This is a genomic window from Tumebacillus algifaecis (assembly GCF_002243515.1).
GTDB classification, from domain to species: Bacteria; Bacillota; Bacilli; order Tumebacillales; family Tumebacillaceae; genus Tumebacillus_A; species Tumebacillus_A algifaecis.
This window is the reverse complement of sequence record NZ_CP022657.1, coordinates 2,398,975-2,422,857: the sequence shown is the minus strand read 5'-3', so window position 1 is coordinate 2,422,857 and position 23,883 is coordinate 2,398,975. Positions and strand designations below refer to the sequence as shown.

Sequence of the window (23,883 nt, the reverse complement as noted above, 5' to 3'; positions counted from 1 at the left end):
TTCGGATCGTTCTGCTGTCGACAACATGGCGAGCTGTGAGATTCGTTTCTGCGAATCTGTGATCGCCTCGCTGAGCAGGTTGAGGAAGTGCTGTTTCATCCGCAGTATGGTCTCTCGGTCAAAGAGATCAGCATTATACACGAACGAACCGCTAAGGTGCTCCGTTTGCTCGGTGACAGTCAGATGCAGATCGTATTTTGCAACATGATGCTCAGCATCCAGCAGACGGATTGTCAACTCTGGCAAGTCAATCTGCGACTGCGGAGCGTTTTGCAGAGTGAACATCGCTTGGAACAAGGGCGTTCGACTGAGATCTGGTTCCGGCTGGAGCGCTTCGACCAACGATTCGAATGGCACATCTTGATTCGCAAATGCGCCGAGAGCCGTTTCGCGCACCCGATCGACCAATCCGGCGAAGCTCGGATCATCCGAGAGGTCGGTGCGCAGGACGAGAGTGTTGAGGAAACAGCCGATCAATCCTTCCGTCTCCGGATGCTGACGCCCCGCAACTGGCGTGCCGATGCAGATGTCCGATTGTGCGGTGTAGCGATGCAACAACGTTGCAAAGGCGGCAAGCAATGTCATGAACAGGGTGGCCGCTCGTTCTTGTCCTAAACTGCGCAGAGCGGTCGCGATCTCTTGAGGAACAGAGAAGCGCTCGAGTCCTCCGAGGTGCGTTTGCTGTGCTGGACGCGGGCGGTCGGTCGGCAGGTGCAAAACGGGCAGATCGCCACGAAGCGCATGCTGCCAATAGGCAAGCTGTTGCTTGAGCATCTCCGCTTGCTCAGGGTGTCGTTGCCATGCAGAATAATCACCGTATTGAATCGGAAGTTCTGGAAGCTTCACTTCTTCCCCATTTGTGAATGCATCGTAGAAGCTGGCCACCTCTTGCACAAAAATGTTCAGCGACCAACCGTCGGTGACGATGTGATGCAAATTCAAAACGAGGATATGCGCTTGGTCTTCGAGTCTCAGGAGGTGAAAGCGAATCAACGGTCCTTCGTTTAGATCGAACGGACACGAAACCTCCTGCTCGATCAACCTTGTCGCTTCTTGACTGCGCACCCCCAGCGGGAACTCTGAAAGGTCGACCAGCGCTAAGGGGAGCTCAAGACCAGCAGCGATGATCTGTACAAGCTGCCCTTCCACCTCTGCGAACGTCGTCCGCAGCGTCTCATGGCGAACGATCAGCGCGTTGAGGCTCGCCTCGAGCGCCTGAATGTTCAAAGGTCCGTCCAGTTGCACGATCAACGGAACGTTGTAAGCAGATCGGTCGGTCAAGAAGCGATCGAGCACCCACATCCGCTGTTGAGCAAAGGAAAGCGGCAGGTGGTGTTCACGAGACGCTTTTGGGATCTGCACGCGCAGATGGGATGACGATAAGTCCGCTCGATTCCCTACCTCTATCAGATGCGTTGCAAATTGGGCGACCGTCGGGCTTTCAAACAGGCTGCGCAATGGAATCTGAAACTGAAACGCGCTCTGGATGCGGGACAGAATCTGAGTCGCAAGCAGAGAGTGGCCGCCGAGATCAAAAAAGTTATCATGAACGCCGAGGAGCGGAATGCCGAGCACTTCGGCCCAGATGCTCGTGATCTCTCGTTCGAGCGAAGTCCGGGGCGGTTCGTAGTTGGAAGTTCCGGCCAGCTGTGACGCATCAGGTAGCGGCAACGATTTGCGGTCGATCTTGCCATTTGGTGTGAGCGGCATCTGATCGAGCATGAGGAAGACGGGTGGCACTAGATAGCTTGGCAAGCGCGAGAGCAGAAACGTTCTCAATTCGGTGCTTTTCATCGCAGAATCTTCTGTTGGCACGACGTACGCGACCAATCGCTTCGAACCTGCTTCGTCATCGAGCGCGAGCACCGCCGTGCTGCTAACCTCCTGATGAGCGGCAAGAACCGCTTCAATCTCCCCTAGTTCCACACGAAAACCGCGTATTTTCACTTGATCGTCTACACGTCCCATATACTCGATTCGTCCATCGGGCAGATAACGCCCGAGATCCCCCGTCTTGTAGACCCGTGCACCCGGATCTGCCGAGAAGGGGTGCGGCAGGAAGACTTCTGCCGTCTTCTCTGGCAAGTTGTGATATCCGGTAGCGAGCCCAACGCTGCTGATATAGATTTCCCCTATGATATTGATCGGACAGAGCTCCTGAGCAGCTGTGAGAATGAAAACTTCGATGTTGGGCATCGGTCGCCCGATCGGGATGGAGATCTGATCCGCAGGAATCAGCGCGCGCACGCGGTGCGTCGTGGCACCGATCGTCGCTTCGGTCGGCCCATAGCCGTTGATGATCTCAATCTGATCGCCAAAGTGACGTTGCCAAGCTCTCGCAGCTTCACCGGTCAACGCTTCACCGGTCACGAAGACGCGCTTGAGCGTGGCAAACTTCGCAGCGTCTTCTGCGCTCAAGAAATTGCCCAACTGGTGGAAAAATGAGGCGGGAAGCGCCGTCATCGTCGCCTTTGTCTCCGCTACGACGTTCGCAAACTCTTGAATGGAATGGCGCTCCTCTCCAGCTAAGATGCGAACGTGAACCCCGTTAAGCAAATCGCAAAGTGTGTCCCAGACGGAAGAATCGAAACTGAAAGAGCAGAACTGCAACACCGTTTCATCCGAGTAAGCAAACTCTCTTCCTTTAAATTGTGCGAGGTTGACAACGCCGATATGGCGGATCAGCGTGCCTTTCGGTCGCCCTGTCGAGCCGGATGTGTAGATGACATAGGCTAGATCTTCGGCGGTACAACCTGGCTCCAATCGAGTGAGCGGCTGAGCAGGAGTGTCCTCGACGCACAACAGCGTTTTATTTGTATCCCCGATCTTGTCGAGCAGGGCCTGTTCCGTGACGATCAGACGAGCCCCGCTGTCTTCAAGCAGGTAGGCGATCCGCTCTTGCGGATACTCCGGGTCGATCGGCAAGTAGGCAGCACCCGACTTTAAGATGCCGAGGATGGCGACCAGTGCATGTCTGCTTCGGTTCATCATCATGCCCACGATTTGATTCGCTTTTGCACCGTGGTCGCTCAGCCAGTGTGCCAAGCGGTCGGACTGCTGTTGAAGCTCCTGGTAGGTGAGACGTCCCTCTCGATCAGAGACGGCAATCCGATTCGGATGCAAGGCGACCCGTTCATCAAACAGCTCATGAATCGTTCGATCGCGAGGAAATTCGATCTGCGTGTCGTTCCATTCGATGAGCAGTTGGTTCCGCTCCGCTTCGAGAAGCATCGGCAGTTGAGGGAGACGTTGAGCCGGTTGTTCGGCAATTTGATGGAGCAGGGTCTGAAAATGGCCGATCATCCGGTCGATCGTGGCTTCATCAAATAGGTCGGTGTTGTATTCGATCATTCCGGACAGCCCTTGTTCATGCTCACCGATGGCGAACGTTAGGTCAAACTTGGCCACGGCGTGATCAAACGGATGCGGCTGAGCGATGATTCCCGGCAGTTCAACTTCCGCGTCGGGCGTGTTTTGGAAAACGAACATCGTCTGGAACAACGGAGATCGGCTCATGTCGCGCTCTGGTTGCAACTCCTCGACAAGCCGTTCGAACGACACATCTTGGTGCATGTAGGCGGACAGTGCCGTCTCTCGCACGCGGTGCAACAATTCCTCAAAGGTCAAATCGCCTGACACGTGGGTGCGCAACACCAGCGTGTTGATAAAAATACCGATCAGGTGTTCTGCTTCCTGTCGCGAGCGGCCGGCCACCGGAGTTCCGACGCAGATGTCTTCTTGCCCGGAGTAACGATACAAGAGCGTCTTGTACGTGGCGAGCAGAGTCATGAATAGAGTGGCGCTGCGCTGATGCGACAGTTTGCGCAGTGCCTCAAGCGTTGCACGAGGGACGGCAAAGCTCTTCGATGCCCCACTAAATGTCTGCTGAGGTGGTCGTGGGCGGTCGGTCGGCAGCTGCAAAACGGGTAGCTCACCACGGAGCTGTTCTCGCCAATAGGACAATTGCGCTTCCAGATGCTCCCCCTGCATTCGATCTCGCTGCCACTGTGCATAGTCGGCATACTGAATCGGCAATTCGGCGAGCGAAGGTTGCTCGTTCTCAATGAATGCCCGATAAAAAGCGACAAACTCTTCCAGCAATATTTTCATCGACCAACCGTCAGACACGATATGATGCATGTTCACCACCAGCAGATGTTCGTCTTGCTCCAACTGGAGCAGGAGCACCCGGATCAACGGGCCTCGCTGCAGGTCGAATGGCTGTTCGATCGCAGCTCGAACCCGCTCGTTCATCTTCGCTTCCCGGTTCGGATGGTCGACGTCGCGCAGATCCACTTTTGAAAACGGCAATTCAATCCTGCTGGCAACCGACTGGTACACGCTTCCTTCCGTTTCAACAAATGTGGTTCGCAACACTTGATGACGTTCGATGATCTTGTCGAAACTCCACTCCATGGCGGATGTGTTCAGATTGCCACGCAGACGCAGCGCATAGGGCGTGTTATACAGGGCGGTGTCTGGCAGAAACTGTTCCAACACCCAAAGCCTCTGCTGTGCGAACGAAAGCGGAATCGGCTGGTCGTGCGACGACGGGACGATGCTTTGCTCACCGCTCCCCTGTTCTCTATGTCGCATCTCTTCGACCCGTTTGGACAGCGCAAAGATCGTCGGATGATCGAAGAGAACCCGCAATTTGAGATTGACGCCAAATGCATCATTCATTCTGAGAAGCGCCTGTGTCGCGAGCAGCGAGTGACCGCCGAGCAAGAAGAAATCGTCGTGCACGCTCACCTGCTCTAAGGCTAACAACTCTTGCCAGATTCCGGCGATCAGCTCTTCGGTCGGCGTTCTTGGCGGTACGAAGCTGTCTCGCTCCCCCGCAAGCTGATCGGGTGTAGGCAGAGCGTTTCGATCGATCTTTCCGTTTGGTAGGAGCGGCATTCGCTCCATCCGAATATAGCGGGATGGAACCATGTACGCGGGCAAGCTGTCAGCCAGATGTTGGCGCACATCTTCAGCTTTGAGCAGGCTCCCTTCCTGCGGAACATAATAAGCGATCAAGCGCTTATCTCCACCTTCATAATCTTTGGCCAGCACGAGCGCATCGCTGAGCAAAGGGTGCTGCAAGCACGTTTCTCGAATCTCATCGAGCTCGATGCGGAATCCTCGAATTTTCACCTGATGATCGAGGCGACCCAGCGATTCGAGGGTGCCATCTGGTCGATAGCGAGCAAGATCTCCCGTCCTGTACAGAAGATCCTGAGCATGAGATGAGAAAGGGTCGGGCAGAAAAGATCGCTCATTTTGCTCCGGGCGATTGAAGTATCCGATCCCCACTCCACGCCCTCCGATATACAACTCTCCAGCAACGCCGATCGGCACAGGTTGTTGATGCTGATCGAACAGATACACGCGGGTGTTGGCTACAGGTCGGCCGATCGGTACGATCGTGCTTTCACTCTGTCGTTCACACTCCCAAGCGATCGCGTTGATCGTTGTCTCCGTCGGACCGTAGAGATTGTGCAGCTTGGCCTCGCATCGGTCGAAAAACTGTTCTGCGACCTCTTTGGGCAAAGTTTCACCGCCGCAGAACACATGTCGAATGCCGGTGACAGGAAGCATCTCCTGTTCAAGCAAAGTCCGAAGCAAAGAGGGCACGACTTGCAAAACGGTCACCGCATGGCGCGTGATCGCAGCTGACAGCAATTGAACGTCCTGCTGCCAATCTGGTGCGATGATCAGCTGAGCACCGGAGGCGAGAGGTGCGAAAATCTCCCAGACGGACGCGTCGAACGAAGTTGGTGTTTTCAACAGGATGCGATCTTCTGCCGCAAAGTTGTACGTATCGATCAGCCATAACAGCTGGTTGACGATCGAACGATGTGAGATCATCACACCTTTCGGCTTTCCGGTGGATCCAGAAGTATAGATCATATAGGCAGGCAAGTCTGATGAAACGGCGACCGCGATGCGCTCCGCAGGTTCTGGCGAAGAGAGCGTCTGCTCCTGGTCGATGTAAAGAACGGTCGCCGCACACGATGTGAACAGGTGGGAAAATCGTGATTGGGCGACGATCAGAACTGGCTTCGAATCCTCGATCATAAACGCGAGGCGCTCTTGCGGATATGTCGGATCGAGCGGCACATATGCCCCTCCCGCTTTGAGGATGGCAAGCATTGCGATGATCATCTGATCGGAGCGATCCATGCAGATTCCGACGAACAGGTTCGGTCCCACACCTTCCTGACGCAGACGAATCGCGAGGCGATTTGCAGCATCGTTCAATGCAGAAAAGTTTAGGGTCTGATCGCCAAAGACGAGCGCGGTTGCAGCCGGAGTCTTTCGGACTCGCTCTTCGATCAGCTGATGCAGGCACACATCCTGTGGATAGTCCACATCAGTTTGGTTCCACTCGCAGATCAGTTGATGACGCTCTTGTTCAGACAGCAGGCTCAGCTCCGACAGTCTTTGGCCAGCGTCATGAGCAGCCGAGCGCAACAGGTTTTCGAAGTGGGCGATCATCCGCGAGATGGTAGCGCGGTCGAAGAGGTCGGTGCTGTATTCGATCGACCCAGCAAGTCCGCTCGGCAGCTGTGTCATCGCGAGCGTGAGGTCGAACTTGGCACTTCTCTCCTCCGCCGGCAGGACACTCAACGTCAGATCGGACAGATGGACATCAGATGCGGGCGTGTTTTGGAGCGAAAACATCACCTGAAAGATCGGAGAACGGCTGCGATCTCGTTCGGGATGGAACTCTTCAACCAGCCTTTCGAACGGCACATCCTGATGAGCATAGGCGCCGAGGGCGACTTCCCGCACGCGACCGATCGTCTCCGCAAACGACGGATCGTTTGCGAGGTCTGTTCGCATGACCAAAGTGTTCACGAAACAGCCGATCAGCCCTTCGGTCTCTTGCTGACGTCTTCCGGCGATCGGTGTCCCCACGATGATGTCCGTTTGACCGCTGTAGCGAGCGAGCAAACTTTGAAACCCGCCGAGCAATGTCATAAACAAAGTTGCACCGCAATGACGGCTGAGTGTGAGCAATCGTTCGGTCAGCTCTGCGTCGAGCTCGAATCGCACAGCGCCTCCCTCGTGTGTTTGTACAGGCGGGCGCGGCCGATCTGTCGGGAGTTGCAAGAGGGGTAACTCTCCACAGAGATGATTCCGCCAGTAATTCAACTGTTGCTCCATCATCTCGCCTTGGAGCATGCGGCGTTGATGTGTCGCATAATCTGCGTACTGAATCGGCAGGTCTGGAATCGATGCTGCATTCCCCTCGCGACAGTCTGCGTAGAACGAAGTGAATTCTTTGACGAAAACGTTCATCGACCAAGCGTCAGAAATGATGTGATGCATGTTGAGTAGCAGGACATGCTCCTGCTCTTCGAGCTTCAGCAATCGGCTGCGAAACAGTGGACCTGTCTGCAGATCGAACGGCTGTGAGGCTTCCCCTTGCATCAGGCGTCTGACCTCTTCCTCCCGCTGTCCTGGCGAGCATTCACTCAGATCGAGCAGCGGAAGTTCTCGCGGTTGAAAGGGTTCGATCCTTTGTACCGGCTCCCCCGCCCGTTCAGAAAAAGTGGTGCGGAGCGCTTCATGACGCGCGATCAATTTGTTAAGCGCTTGTTCAACTGCGTCCGCTCGTAGATCCCCTTGCAGTCGAACCGCGATCGGGATCGAGTAGACAGTGCGATCGGAAAGCAGTTGGTCGAGCATCCACATCCGCTGTTGGGCGAAGGAAAGCGGCAGCGCTTCTTCGCGGGAAACGGGGGTGATCGCAAGGGTTTGCGCTTGCAGACCAGTCTGCTGCAAGCGATCAATTTTTTCTGCCAATCGAGAGACCGTCGGGAATTCGAAGAGCAATCGCAGCGGAAAGTCGGCGCGAAACAGCTCATTTAAGCGAGTGATAACTTGTGTTGCCAGCAAAGAGTGGCCTCCGAGTGAGAAGAAATTGTCATCTGGCGAGACATGTTCTCGCTGCAATACGTGAGCAAATACCCCGGCGATCAACTCTTCCAACGGTCGATTCGTTTCGCTTCTCCGATGGCGATCGCTTTTCGATTCTGGCATCGGGAGCGCTTTCTCATCCACTTTCCCGTTTGCGGTGAGCGGCAATTCCTGAAGTTCGACAAAGAAGGAAGGCACCAGATAATCGGGCACTTTCGCGAGGAGCCATTCGCGCCAATCCTTGTTCTCGAATGTCACCAAGTAGGCGATGACACATTTTTCACCCGACACCTCTTTGAGGACTACGACCGCTTCTCGAACATCGGGATGTGAGGCAAGGACAGCTTCGATCTCCCCCGGTTCGATGCGAAATCCGCGCACTTTGATCTGCTTGTCGACCCGTCCGAGATATTCGATCCTTCCATCTGGCAAGTAGCGAGCAAGGTCTCCCGTCTTGTAAAGCGTTCCTCCATAAAGATCTGTGTATCGATTTGGCAAAAGGACCTGCTGCGTGAGTGCAGGCTGATCGAGATATCCGACGGTAAGCCCGCAGCTCGCGAGATGAAGCTCGCCTGGAACACCGATCGGGCAGGGTTGACCGTTTGCTCCGAGGATGTACGTCTTCACATTCGGAAGCGCTTTACCGATCGGAACGGGCGCAGATCCTTTTTGCCACCGATCTGGAATGCGGTACGCAGTCGCGCAGACGGTGCTTTCTGTTGGGCCGTACGCATTGATTATTTCGATGCGCGTGCCCATACGCTGCTGCCAGCTGTCTACCGCGTGACCAGCCAACGCTTCCCCTGCCACAAATATTTTTTGCAACGAGTGCAGCTTGTACTGCCATTCGTTCGAGAAAGACTCTGCGAGCAGACGGAAAAAAGCGGTTGGCACGGTGACGGCGGTCGCTTTCGTTCGCTCGACCGACTTTGCAAACTCCTCCGCAGAAATTCGTGCCTCGTCGGAGAGGAGATGCAGATGCGCCCCACAAAGCAGCGTACAGAAAATCTCCTCGACCGAAGCGTCAAAGCTGAACGAGGAAAACTGCAAGATGATCTCCTGCTCCGAATAGTTAAATTCTGTCCGCTTCCACGCGGCTAGGTTGGAAACCCCGACCTGTCGAAGCAACGTTCCTTTCGGTTGTCCGCTCGAACCTGATGTGTAGATCACGTAGGCGAGATCATCTAATGAAGCTGAGACGACCGGAGAATCGCAAGGTGTTTGCAACTGAATCTGGTCCAGATAGGTCACATGGTCGAACAGATGAGAAGGAATGCCCGGTTGGAGGCGATCTGTGATCAATCGCTTCACGCTGCTGTCTTGCAACATATAATTGAGCCGATCCTTTGGGTAGTCTGGGTCGAGCGGCAGATAGGCAGCGCCCGCTTTTAACACGCCAAGAATCGCAACTATGCCCTCGATGCTTCGCTTGAGCAGGATCCCGACGATCTGACCGGGTCCGACTCCGTCAGCGAGGAGTTGATGCGCGACCCGGTTTGCCCGAGCTTGCAGTTCACGATAGGTCACGCTTTCCTCATCGGTCGAGACTGCGATGCGATCAGGATATAGGGCCGCCAGTTCGTCAAATTGCACAGGCAACGGTGCTTGAGGGAACTCACACTCCGTGTTGTTCCACTCCTGAAGGAGCGTGTAACGCTCCTGCTTTGTGAGCACCTCAAGATGCTCAATCGGTCGCAACGGATCTGTGAGGATGTCTGTCAGCAAGTTTTGAAACTGAGAAATCATCCGCAAGATCGTCGCGCGATCCCACAAGTCGGTATTGTACTCAAACGTGCAGACCAGATCCTGCTCCCCTTCCACAACGGACAGCGTAAGATCGAATTTGGCGCTTTCGAGTTCCTGTTCGACAGGAGTCAAGACCAGCCCTGACAATTCGATGTTGCTGACAGGAGCGTTTTGCAAGGTAAACATCACCTGCACGAGCGGAGAGCGGCTCAAGTCGCGCTCCGGTTGCAGCTGTTGGACGAGCAGATCGAACGGAATGTCTTGGTTTGCGAACGCATCGATCGCCAGCGCATACACTTCGCGAGCGAGCTGTTCAAACGTCATGCGCGGCAACACTTTTTGCCGCATGACGAGCGTGTTCACAAAAAAACCGATCAAGTCTTCCGTCTCCCGCGCTCGCCGCCCGGCGATCGGCGTTCCGACTGCTAGGTCTTCTGCACCGCTATAGCGGTGCAGAAAGGTGAAAAAACTTGCGAGTAACGTCATGAACATCGTCAGCCCCGACTTTTGATTGAAAGCTCGAAGCTGTTGCGTCAGCTCGGAAGCAAGGTGAAAGCGCTCCTTTGCTCCGCGATAGCTCTGAATGGCCGGACGGGGTCTGTCAGCAGGAAGATCCAGCACAGGCAACCTGTCAGCGAGACGGTCGATCCAATAGGCGAGCTGACCCTGCCATTCTTCCCCGTTTGCGTTTGCGCGTTGCCACGCAGCATAATCTCCATACTGTACAGGTAACTCGGCGAGCGGTGAGCTTTGATCGGAGGAGAAGGCCTCATAGAGTTGAGAAAACTCTTTGATCAAGATGCTGATCGACCAAGCATCGCCGACGATGTGATGAAGAGCGAGGAGCAAAATATGCTCCTCCTCTCCGATGGAAAGCAGTGTACAGCGTATCGGTCTGCCACTGCGCAGATCAAATCTCTTGCTGGCAGACTCTTTTACCTGCATTTGAACTGCGCGCTCCTGTTCTGCTGCTGAGAGTGCAGATAGATCGACGCTTGAGAGATCCAGTCCGATCTGTTCGCTGATCATCTGCATCGGCTCACCATCTCGTTCGATGAAGGAAGTGCGCAGCGATTCATGTCGAGCGATGATCTGCACAAGCGCCTGTTGGAGCGCTGCCCGATCAAGGCGTCCTGTCAAACGAACTGCGAACGGCATGTTGTACACAGAACCGTCTGGGAGAAGCCGATCGAGCAACCAGAGCCGTTGCTGGGCAAATGACAACGGTGCGTACATCTTTTCTGCGCGTTTCGGGATGCGGGTTTCGATCGGCTCCGATTCGGATCTGCGCGCCAATCTTTTTTCCATCATCGCGCGCTGTGCGGGTGATAATTTGGCAAGTCGATCTTCGTACGAGATAGATTTCTTCATCTACATTCCTCCAGTGCACGGCAAACTAACTAAAATTCGTCATCATCGTCTGCCGATTCGATCTCGGAGAACAAAAGGTCCTCGATGACGTTTGCCAAAGCTTCAGCTGTCGTTTTTTCAAAGAGCCGCTTGAGCGGAAGACGAATGTCTAGCGCCTCTTCAATGCGTGTTACGACTCGAGTTGCAAGCAGTGAATGCCCGCCAAGTTCGAAGAAATCATCGCTCATGCTGATCCTCTCCAGCCCAAGCACTTCTTTCCAAATATCGGCCACAATCTCTTCGAATGGACTCCGCGGATCGATCATTTCCCGAGTTTGCTCTTCCAGCACTTCTTTCCATTCGGGCAGCGCTCGGCGATCCAGTTTCCCTGTTGAGGTCAGCGGAAGCGCATCAAGCGGAAGAAAAGCGGACGGAATGATACTGTCTGGAAGCTTTTGCTGCAAAAAGCGTCTGATCGAACCGCTTTCGAACGGATGATCCGGATCGACGACCAGATAGGCGACCAGCTGTGACTCCCGCAACAGGACGGCAGCATCTCGGACTTGCGGGTGGTCGAGCAAGGACGTTTGGATCTCCCCGAGTTCGACCCGCTGACCTCGCAATTTGACCTGTTGGTCCTTGCGGCCGAGAAACTCAAGCGCTCCATCAGGTAACAGCCGTCCGAGATCGCCCGTTCTGTAGATTCGCTCCCCCTCAGCTGATGCGAACGGATTGGGAAGAAACGCGCTTGCTGTCTGCTCTGGCAGATTGAGATATCCTCGAGATAGCCCTTCCCCGCCGATGTACACTTCCCCCACTACGCCGATCGGAACAGGTTGCATGCTCTTGTCCAACACATAGAGCTGGCTGTTCGGAATCGGTCGTCCCGCTACTATTGTTGATCGCTCGGCCTCTTTTGTCGTGAGCAGTTGATAGGTCGATGTCATCGTGCATTCGGTGGGCCCGTATTGGTTGACCAGTTGAACCTGCGGGCCAAATGATCGATACGCTTGACGCACGAGAGATCCGTATAATACTTCCCCGCTGACTAAGATCAAGCGCAGTGAATCGGTCGATGCATCCGACTCACGCTTTGCTTGGATCAATGCTTGAAGCAGGGTTGGAACGACGCTCAACACACAGGTGATCTGATGGTCGCTCATATGTTGAAGCAATGCGGGCATATGCTTCGCATCTTCATTCGGTGTCAGCACGACACAAGCTCCGGCAAGCAGCGGTCCGAGCAGATCGCGCACAGACGCATCAAACGAATAGGAGGCTACCTGTAACACGCGATCTTCGATGCTGATTCCGTATGTTTTTTGCACGTAACGCAGGTAATTGACCGCGCCGCGATGCTCGGCAAGCACACCTTTTGGATGACCGGTAGAACCGGATGTATAGGTGATGTACGCAAGATTGTCGATCGATGCTTGACAGTCTAGGTCTTCTTCTCGACCGGACCAGAGCTCCGGCGCGTCATCCAAACACCATACATTCTGATCGCATGGTGGCAACGTCTCCTTGAGCGATCTCTGTGTGAGCAGCAACAGCGGTATCGCGTCAGAAAGCATATATGCCAAGCGACTTTGTGGGTACGCCGGGTCGAGTGGCAGATAAGCACCACCCGCCTTCAGAACGGCGAGCGTCGCGATCACCATTTCGAACGAACGCTCAAAGCAGAGTCCGACGATCACCTCCGGCCCGACTCCCTGCTGCTGAAGTGTGTGAGCAAGCGAGTTTGCGCGCGCGTTTAGCTCCCGATAGGTCATCCTCTCACCTCGGTACATCAAGGCAGGAGCATCCGGGGTGAGTTTCGATTGGTGCTCGAACAGCTGGTGCAGGCAGCGGTCTGGACCGTAGTCGATCACTTCCGCTCGCCATCCGCTTTGCAACTGTTGACGATCTTCCTCGCTGACCAATGCGATTTCGCTGATCGGCTGTTCCTGGTTGTTCACGATCTCCTGCAACAAGATCTGCAGATGCGAGATCATGCGCAGAACGGTCGATTCATCAAACAGCTCAGTGCTGTACGTCATCGCTCCAAAGATCGAGTCGTCCCGCTCTTCCATCGTCAAGGTCAGATCAAATTTTGCCACCTCACTGTCCATCTGAACGGTGCGCAAGGTGAGATCTGGCAATTCGATGTCCGCTCGCGGCATGTTTTGCAACAGGAACATCGTTTGGAAGAGCGGAGTGCGGCTGAGGTCACGATCCGGTTGGATCTCTTGAACCAACCGTTCAAACGGAAGATCTTGGTGTGCATAGGCTCCCAATGTGACCTCTCGAACGCGGTCGAGCAATTCTGCAATCGTCAGGCTGTCGTCAAACTCGGTTCGCATGACCAGCGTGTTCAAAAAGAATCCGATCAAGCTTTCCGTTTGTTGATGGGTCCGACCGGCGATCGGCGTGCCGACACTGATATCATCCTGCCCGCTATAGCGAGCGAGAAGTGCCTGGAATCCGGCTAAGAGCGTCATGTACAGCGTGACCCCATAGCGCCGAGAGATCGCGTGCAGTCCCTTGGAAAGGTCGGACGACAGGTTGAAATGTACGACCGCCCCGCTCTGCTTTTGAACGCTTGGACGCGCCCTGTCGGTTGGCAGTTCTAAAGGATTCAGACCGCTCAAACGCTTTTTCCAGTAGGTCAGCTGGCGTTCCATCTCAGCTTCCTGCAACTGTTCTCTCTGCCAGACCGCAAAGTCTGCATACTGAATCGGCAGCTCTTGAAGTGCAGGTTTTTCACCGCCGATCTCCGCTTGGTAGAGCGCGGTCAACTCCGATGTGAAGATCGAGATCGACCAGCCATCGGAGATGATGTGGTGCATGTTGAGCAGCAGAACGTGATCATCCTTTGCCATTTTGAGCAGTGAAAAGCGGAACAGGAGCTCCTCACCTCGCAGATCAAATGCGGTCTCTCGATCTTGACGAGCGAGTCGCAGCAGCTCGTCTTCACGCTCCGATTCTGACAGATGGGTCAGATCGATGATCGGGAGCGCTCTGACTCGGTGAGGCACAACGTCTTGCATCGGTTGCCCTCCTCGTTCCACGATGCGCGTGCGCAGCGTTTCATGACGAAGGACGATCAGGTTCAAAACGCTTTCCAAGGCGAGAAGATCGAGCTTCCCGTCAAGTCGAACAGCGAACGGAATGTTGTAGACAGACCGATCTGCGACCAGTTGATCGACCACCCACAGCCGCTGCTGTGCAAACGACAACGGGAAGAGATTGCGATCATCCGACCGTAAGTGCGCTTGAATCGGAGCAGTTGGAGCGCCCGCTGTCCCCAGATGGCCGAGATGTTCGGACAGTTTCGCGACGGTCGGCGCTTCGAACAGAGCGCGAAGCGGAATCTCAACCCCGAAGGCGGTCTTGATTCGAGCGATGACCTGTGTGGCAGACAGAGAATGTCCACCGCGTTCGAAGAAGTCATCCTGCGTTCCGATCGAGTCAGCTTGTAACACGTCTGACCAGATCCCGCAGAGTATCTCTTCGAGCGGCGTCGCAGGCGCGATATAACCAGAATTGCCGACCACGCTCCAATCTGGCTCTGGCAAAGCTTTGCGATCAACCTTCCCATTGCTTGTCAACGGCAGTGCATCCAGCAGAACAAAAGCGTGTGGAATCATCTGCTCAGGAAGCCGCTCTTGTAGAAACTCGCGCAACTCTTGGGAGGTGCACAGCTCTTTGTCGCGCAGCACTACATAGGCGACGAGCACTTTGTTTCCGGGGGCAGCCTCTCTTGCGATGACGATCTGCTCCTGCAAAGCGGGGTGCTGGCTCAACACCGTCTCGATCTCGCCCGGTTCAATCCGAAAGCCTCTGATTTTGATCTGGTGGTCAACTCGTCCACAGAACTCAAGATTTCCATCCGGCAGGTAGCGAACGATATCTCCCGTCCGGTAGAGACGATCCTCTCGATCGCCGAGAAACGGATGTGGCAGGAATGCGCGTTCTGTCAAATCTGGGCGATTGAGATAGCCCTGCGCTAACCCGTTCCCACCGATGTAGAGCTCGCCCTGCACACCGATCGGCACAGGTTGAAGATGTGAGTCCAGCACATAGGCGGTCGTGTTCGCAATCGGTCGGCCGATCGGAACGGTACGGCCGATGAAATCTTGATCGACCGGATAGCTGGTGGCAAATGTCGTGCTCTCGGTTGGACCGTAAACATGGATAAACTGACAACCTGGCGCCCGGTTTCGCAGCTTGTTCAGATGAGCGGGTGAGAGTACCTCTCCCCCTACCAGCAGTTGACGAACTTCTCGAAACGCCTCCGCCTCTTCTTCGACCATCTGATGAAAAAGCGCGGTGGTCAAAAACATCGTGCTCACCCGCTCCCGGCGAATCACATTGGCTAGCTCGGTGAGCGAGGCGCGGCGCTCTGGGAAGAGGACGAGCCTTGCCCCGTGCAGCAAACTCCCCCACAGCTCGAAGGTCGAAGCATCGAATGCGATTGGGGCAAATTGCAGAAATACCTCCTCCGAAGAAAAACGGACATATTCGGTGTTGAGGACAAGCCGCAGGACGGCGCGGTGCGAAACGGCAACTCCCTTGGGGATGCCTGTCGAACCGGACGTATAGACCAAATAGGCAAGGCTTTCGCTCGGCACATCGCAGGATCGATGAACTGCGCTTTCGGCTGCGATCTTGGATGAATCGAGATCAAGGCAGATCCAGCGCGGTGGGTTCGTCAAGCGATCGGAAAGATCATGCGTCCACTTTTCGTTTGTGATCACAAGTTCCACACCAGCATCCTGCAGAATGCTCGCTTTTCGCTCGATCGGATCATGGGGATCGATCGGCACATACGTGCCGCCCGCTTTTAAGATCGCAAGCAATGCGATCACCATCTCCAGTGAGCGCTCCAGAGAAAGTCCGACAAATGCCTGTCGATCAACGCCTTTCCTGACCAGATAAGCAGCCAAGCGATTTGCCCGTTCGTTCAATTCGAGATAGGTGAGATGCTGATCCCGGAAGCTCACCGCAACACGGTCTGGGGTGAGGGCCACTTGCTCATCAAACAGCTGATGAATCGACTTGTCAGCAGGATATTCAGTTTGGGTCTGGTTCCATAAGGAAAGCAGTTGATGGCGCTCTTCTGCTGGCAGTATGTCGATCTGGGAGATCGGTTGATCAGGATCTCGACTCACTGCAGCAAGCAATACGTGCAGATGTTGCACCATGCGCTCAATCGTCGAAGCGTCAAAGATGTCCGAATTGTACTCGAACGTCCCGTACAGACCATCCGGTTGTTCAACAAAGGTCAAGGTGAGGTCGAACTTTGCCCCATCAGCATCCAACTCTCTTCTTTTGAAAGAAAGTCCTTGTAGCTCCGACACGTTTTGCGGATGATTTTGCAACATGAACATCGTTTGAAACAAAGGTGAGATGCTCGGGTTGCGCTCAGTCACCACCTCTTGCACCAACCGATCGAAAGGAAGATCTTGATGTGCAAAAGCATCTAGCGCGATCTTTTTGACGCGCACCAACAGTTCGGCAAATGTCGGATCATCAGAAAGATCGGTGCGCAAGACGAGCGTGTTGACAAAAAATCCGATCAGATGCTCGATCTCCTCCCGTCCGCGACCTGCGATTGGAGAGCCGACCAAAATGTCGTCCTGACCTGAGTAGCGGTAGAGCAAAGTCTTGTAGACCGCGAGCAACGTCATGTAGAGCGAAGTTCCCATCTCCTGACCCAACGAGAGCAGCGCCTCTTTTCGTTCGCCCGTCACCCTGAACGACACATTGCCACCGCGGTAGGTGCGAGTCGAGGGGCGAGGACGATCTGTCGGCAACTGCAAGACAGGTAGTTCGCCCGCAAGCTGCCCTTTCCAATATTCGAGCTGTTCGACCAGCTGACTCCCTTCCAGATGTCCGGTTTGCCACATCGCGTAATCGGCATATTGGACAGATAGTTCAGGCAAATTGGCGGCTTGGCCCTCCGCAAATGATCGATAGAGCTCGACAAACTCTTGGACGAAAATATGGATCGACCAAATGTCGGAGATGATGTGATGCATGGTGATCATCAAGATTTGTTGTTCTGGTGAAAGCACCGCGGCATAAGCGCGAAGCAGCGGGCCTTCTGCGAGGTCGAACGCTTGGCTCGACTCCGCTTGCAGCCAGCTCATCGCCTGTTCCTCAGCTTGAAACTTTTGCAGGTGCAGCGGAATGGAGAGCTGAGGAAGAATGATCTGCACCCCATCTCCAGACTCAAACCTGAACAGAGTTCGCAAGGATTCGTGACGTGAAACGATCACTTGGAGACAGCGTTCGGCAACCTGTACGTCCAGAGCACCGTCTACTTCAAGCAGGATCGGGATGGTATATACTGGGCTACTTCCGGTCATCTGCTCCAAGAGCCACATGCGACGCTGCGCATATGAGAGCGGCAACTTTTCTGTTCGTTCGATGATCGGGATCGTCCAATCTCGCTCGTCAAGCCCTGTCTGGACTTGAGCTGAGATCAAGGCAGCGAAGCTGGCGACCGTAGGTCGTTCAAACAGCGAGCGCAGGGAGATCTCCACTTTCAGTGAGCGACGCATTCGAGAGATCATTTGCGTGGCGAGCAACGAATGTCCGCCAAGTGCGAAGAAATGATCATGGATGCCAACCTGCTCTACATTTAACAGCTCCGACCAGATCGAAGCGATCTCCCGTTCAAGCGGTGTGCGCGGTGCCACGAAAGTTTCACTTGCCCCATCGCTCGTCCTCGGGCGCGGAAGTCGGGAGCGATCGACTTTCCCGTTTGCTGTCAAGGGAAGCTCGTCGAGGAGCTTGAACGCATTCGGCACCATCGCCAACGGCAGCTCCTGTTCCAAAAAGGCACGCAGGTCTCGTTCGCCGACGTTGGTTTCAGGCTGGATCACCGCATAGGCGGCAAGCTGCGCGCGCTCCCCTTCCTTCCAGTCCAGCACGGCGCAGGCTTGCACGGCAGGATGCCTTGCCAATGTGCTGGAGATCTCGCTCAGTTGGATGCGGACGCCACGGATCTTCACTTGATCATCAAGCCGTCCGAGCAATTCGAGCGCACCGTCAGGGCGATAGCGTCCGATGTCTCCGGTGTAGTACAAGAGATCGCTCTCATCGAACGTCCAATGATTGGGGCGAAACCGCTCGGTATGATCGGCGCTGTCGAGTAGGTATCCGTTTGTGCGATATGGTGTTCGAATGACCACTTCACCTTGCTCGCCGATGCCACAGAGCTGACCACGAACGTTTAACACCAGCGCTTGAGCTTGTGGCAGTGCTCGACCGACTGGCTGGATGCTTTGCGTCGGTTCTTCGGGCACGATGTAGAAGCATTTTGCCAACGTTGTCTCCGTCGGTCCGTACAGGTTGACGATGTTCCCCATCTGCGGGAAGGTCTCTCGTAAGCGTGTGACCAACGCGACTGACAGCGGCTCCCCCGCGGTAAACAACCAGCGCAGGGTTCGAAGCGATACATCTGGGGGAGGATTTGTCACCCAAACACTCGCTACCGATGGAACGGTGTTGAGCACGGTGATCTGCTCCCTTTCGATCCATCGCAGCAGTTCATCTGTGCCGAGCTCTTCTTCCTGATCTGGCAGGCAGAGCGTAGCACCGCTGATCAACGGCAAAAAGATATCGCGCAACACTGGATCGAACGAAAGGTGGATCAATTGTGCCATTCGATCGGATGGCTTGATGTCAAAACAATCTTTTTGCCAGAGGAGAAAATGGCTCAGTCCGTTATGATTGCCGAGCACGCCTTTCGGTGTTCCTGTCGTTCCCGATGTGAAAAAGATATAGGCTGGGTCGGACGGAGCGATCGGCTGAACTTCGAGTATCATTCCCTCGCGCTGCAGAATCGGATGGAGCGGTTCCCCTGTCTTCGGATCAACTTCGAGCGTCATGTGCGACTCAGAGGTCGTACAAATGTGTTTGTCCAACTTGCAGACGAACTTTACGTCCGCCTGGTCGAGCATCGATTTCCTTCTCGCCTCAGGCAGCGCTCGGTCGATCAGCAAGAGCGTTCCACCACTGATCATCACGCCGAGCATGGTAGCGATCAGCCCAAAACTTCGACCTCCGATCACTGCGACGACATCCCCCCGCTTGATGCCCATTTGAAGCAGAGCATCGGCGAGACTGTCAGCTCGTGTCGCCAGCTCCTGATAGGGATGCGATCGGCCTCCTTGACGCACCGCAATCTGCTCTGGAAGGGAGACCGCAATCGAGCGAAACTGGTCAGACACTGGCTGGAAAGCGATTTTTTCCAGCGGCTGCAGTGGATCGGGCAAGAGTTGGCGTGACTTTTCGGTCACTAAAGAGTAGCTGCTGAGCTGAGCGGCGGGGTCATCTGCCACCTGTTCGAGCAAGTGGACCAACTGCTGCATCCATTCTGCCACCCTTGCGCTTGAAAACAAGCTCTTGCGATACAACATGCGCATCTGCAGCGAATCGTTTTGTTCATAGAGAAACAGTGAGAGCCAAAACTTTGTCTCCTGCTCAGTCGTCTCCAAAGTCTGAATGGTCAGGCTGTCAAGCTCGATCACCGCTTGCGGTGTATTTTGGTAGTTGATGAGCACATCGAACAGCGGATTGCGATAGAGATGTCGTTCTGGTTGAAGTTCTTCGACCAGTTTTTCGAACGGAACTTCAGCATTCGCATACGCGCTGAGCGTCGTTTCCCGCACTCGCCCGAGCAGTTCTTCAAACGTTGGATCGCCCGACAGATCGGAGCGGAGGACCAACGTGTTCAGAAACAGTCCGATCAGACCTTCCGTCTGTTGGTGGTGTCTGCCGGCGATCGGACTCCCGATCATCAGGTCATCTTGTCCAGTATGTCGGGACAGCAGGAGTTGGAGCGCGCTTACGACCGTCATGAACATCGTTGCACCGCTTCGCTTGGAAAGCTCATGCAATCGGGCGGTCAGCTCAACTGTCAACTGCAAGTCCTCATAGTCCCCCGTCGTCTCTCCCGTAGTGATCGGGTAGTCTGTCGGAAGCTGGAGTACGGGCAATTCGCCGCTCAATCGTTCCTTCCAATAGGACATCTGTTCGGCGAGCACCCCTTGTTGAAGCCGGTTGTGCTGCCAGATCGCATAGTCTGCAAACTGGATCGACAAGGGTGAGAGCGGCGAACCTTTTCCTGCTGTGAAGGATTTGTAGAGGGTGGTCATCTCCTCAACAAAGATCGAGATCGACCAGCCATCAGAAATCGCGTGGTGCATGTTGAGAAGCAATACCCATTCCGCCTCCTCCACATGGAGCAATGAACAGCGGAACAAAGGGCCAGCTTTCAGATCAAAAGGGGTGTTCGCCTCCGCTTGCAGAAGTCGGTCTCGTTCGATCAGCTGCTGCTGTGAAGGAAGGCCGCGCAAATCGACAACAGTGAATGGGGTTCTCGATGGTGGATCGATCACTTGGATGGGCGCATCATTCACTTCTGCAAATCGCGTTCGCAACACTTCATGGCGTTCGATCATCTCCCAAAGGCTCTGGAAGAGCTTGTCCACGTGGAGTTTGCCGCTCAGCTTGAGTGCAAATGGCATCGAATAGGCGGTCGTCTCATCCTGAAGTTGGTCTAACAACCACAGTCTTTGTTGCGCAAAAGAAAGTGGAAGCTCTGCATCTTGGCTTCGCACGGGGATCTGTTCGACCGGGCTTTCCCCTGCTCGCTTCCCTCCTTCTTGGAGCCGCTCGATGTGAGCGGCCAGTTCGGCAATCGTCGGCTTTTCAAAAAGATCGCGCAACGGAAGCTGGAGGTGCAACTGTTGTCCCAAGCGGGCGCTCACCTGTGTGGCCAAGAGCGAGTGGCCGCCGAGATCAAAGAAGTTGTCGCTCACACCGATCTCTTCGATATTGAGCACTTCAGACCAGATGTCGGTCAACGCTCGCTCGATCGAGGTGGATGGTGCGACAAATTGACGTTGCATTCGCAAAAGGTTTGCATCGGGTGCTGGAAGCGCTCGACGATCCACCTTGCCGTTTGGAGTGAGTGGAAATTGATCGAGCGCGACGAAAGCTGACGGTACCATGTAGGCAGGAATCCTGATTTTCACAAACGAGAGCAAGTTCTGCACATCGAGTTGTGCGGATGGCTGCATCACCACATAGGCGGCGATGCGCAGGTCGCCAGGCTGATCTTCGCGCACGATCACAGTCGATTCAAGCACATCGGGGTGCTGATTGATCACCGAGGTGATCTCGCCGAGCTCGATGCGGAAGCCGCGTATCTTGACCTGCGTATCCAAACGGCCGAGGTATTCTAATTCACCTGTTGGCAACAGGCGAGCCGCGTCCCCAGAGCGGTACAAAATCTCACTCCGATCTGCGCAGAATGGATCGCGAATAAAGCGCTCCTGCGTGAGTTCCGCCCGGTTCAGATACCCGAGCCCAACCCCTGCCCCACCTATGTACAGTTCGCCTGGTAAGCCGATGGGAACTGGCTGAAGATGGTCGTCTAAGACATAGATTCTCGTATCGGAGAGCGGACGGCCGATCACGCTCCCCGCTGTTTGCTCCAGATCTTCTTTCCGCAGCGGGCGGTAAGTGGCGTGAACGGTTGTTTCTGTGATGCCGTATAGATTGGTCAACTGCGGCGATCGGTCGCCGTGCCGATCAAACCACGGTCGCAAGATCTCGTAGTCGAGCCTCTCTCCTCCGAAAAAAACCTGTCGCAAAGAAAGGTCTCCCGCCGTTTTCATCTCCTGCTCTGCTTGGATCAATTGTCGAAACGCGGATGGAGTTTGTGAGAGCATCGTCACTTTTTCCTCCACGAGCAGTTGGAAAAACGCATGCGGAGAACGGCTGATCCAGTGCGGGACGATCACCAGCTTTCCGCCGAAGAGGAGCGCTCCCCACATCTCCCAGACCGAAAAATCGAACGCAAACGAGTGGAACAGTGTCCACACGTCCTGCTCATCACAGTCGAACCAGAACTGTTGACGATCGAATAGTCGAGCCACGTTGTAGTGCGTGAGCAATGCGCCTTTTGGTTTGCCGGTCGATCCTGATGTGTAGATCACGTAGGCCAGGTGATCTGGCGAGATCGAGATTCCTAGATTTTGTTCGCTTTGCTCCTCATCTGCCGCTTCGAACAGGATTGTCTTCACATTCTGCTCGGGCAAGGTGGCGAGCAGATGCTGATGGGTGACCAACGTTGAGATCTGCGCATCTTCGATCGTCGAGGTGATGCGCTCGACCGGATGAGACGGATCGAGCGGCAGATAGGCGCTCCCCGTTTTCAGGATGGCGATCAATCCCACGATCATCTCGATCGTCCGCTCGGCACAGATTCCAATGATCACGTTTGGACCTGTGTGGTGCTGTTGCAAACGGCGTGCGAGTCGGTTGGCCCTGCTGTTCAGCTCTTCATACGTCAATTCAATGCCTTCTTGCGAGATCGCGATCCGATCTTTTAAGCGAGAGACCTGCGCTTCGAACAGCTCGACAATGGTTGTGCGCTCGTATACGGCCATTCGATTTCCGACTGCCAGAAGATGTTGTCTCTCCTCGTTTGTCAGCAGGGGCAGTTTCGAAATGTTTGTTTGTGGAGCCCGAGTGATCGCTTTGAGCAGCGTTTTCAGATGATCGATCATTCGCTCGATCGTGGCAGCGTCGAACAGATCTGTGTTGTATTCGATCGTTCCTCCGAGCGTATTGTCGTACTCGGTCATCGTTACGTTCAGGTCAAATTTTGCGATTTTGAAATCGAAATCGAGAGGAATGATGGTCAGTCCTGACAATTTCAATTCCCCTACAGGTGCCGTCTGCAAGCTGAACATCGTCTGAAACAATGGGGTTCGGCTCGCATCGCGGTCTGGTCGCAGCTCTTCGACCAATTTCTCAAACGGAACGTTTTGATGGGCAAATGCTCCCAAGACCGTTTGCCGCACTCGTGCCAGCAAGTCGAGAAAAGTAGGGTCATCTGAGAAATCGGCATTCATGACGAGCGTGTTGACAAAGAAGCCGATTAGCCCGGCTGTCTCCTTCCGATCTCGTCCGGCGATCGGAGTGCCGACCCGGACCTCTTCCTGCCCGGAGTAGCGATGCAATAGCGCTTGAAATGCGGCGAGCAATGTCATGTAGAGGGTTGTCCCGCTTTGCGTGCTGAGTGCTTGCAGGTCTGTGAAGAGCTCTTCCTCCACTAAAAAGGACACAGCGGCTCCAGCATGAGTCTGAACGGCTGGACGCGGGCGATCTGTGAGCAATTGTAGAGCAGGAGCTTCTGAGCCGAGTTGTTCTCGCCAATAGGACAGTTGTTTCTCCAAAACTTCATCCGTCAATGATTCCTGTTGCCAGAGGGTGTAGTCGACATATTGGATCTCAAGTTCTGGTAATGGCGAAGGTCGATCGTGTACGAATGCTTCATAAAGTACAGCTAATTCGTTCAGTAACACCCCGATCGACCAGCCGTCGGAGATGATATGGTGCATCGTCAAAACAAACAGATTGCTCTCTTCCTTGAGGCGAATCAGGCTTGCGCGCCACAGTGGGCCACTTTCTAAGTCAAAAGGCATCTCCAACTGTTCGGCCACATACTTTTGCACCTGTTGTTCCTGTTCGTTTTCTGACATTCCCATCACATTTTCGATCTGAAAATCGAAAGGAGCAGAGGGGGCAACCACCTGCATCAGTTGCCCATCCTCCATTTCAAATGTGGTGCGAAGCGTTTCATGACGGGCTTGGATCTCCCGAAAGCTATCGATCCAAGCGTCCAAGTGTAGTCGCCCTTCGAGCCGCACTACAAACGGCATCGTATACACTGTACTCCCCTGCATCCATTGCTCGAGTATCCACAAGCGCTGTTGGGCGAAGGAAGCGGGGAATACGTACACTTCTGAGTCCGTCTGCTCCTCACTCTCTGTGAGATACTCTTGTCCAGGTACGTTTGTCATCTGCTTC

Annotated in this window: 1 protein-coding gene and 1 pseudogene; both read right to left on the bottom strand. The window is 54.6% G+C overall.

Annotation, left to right across the window (positions count from 1 at the left end):
- Positions 1-9 precede the first annotated feature (9 nt).
- Positions 10-10,893 (bottom strand): annotated as a pseudogene (locus tag CIG75_RS10355) (amino acid adenylation domain-containing protein); the annotation flags it as partial.
- Positions 10,894-11,057: 164 nt separating this feature from the next.
- Complete coding sequence (locus CIG75_RS10350; protein ID WP_172844448.1) at positions 11,058-23,876, bottom strand: non-ribosomal peptide synthetase; 12,819 nt, start codon at positions 23,874-23,876, stop codon at positions 11,058-11,060.
- Between the last annotated feature and the right edge of the window lie 7 nt (positions 23,877-23,883).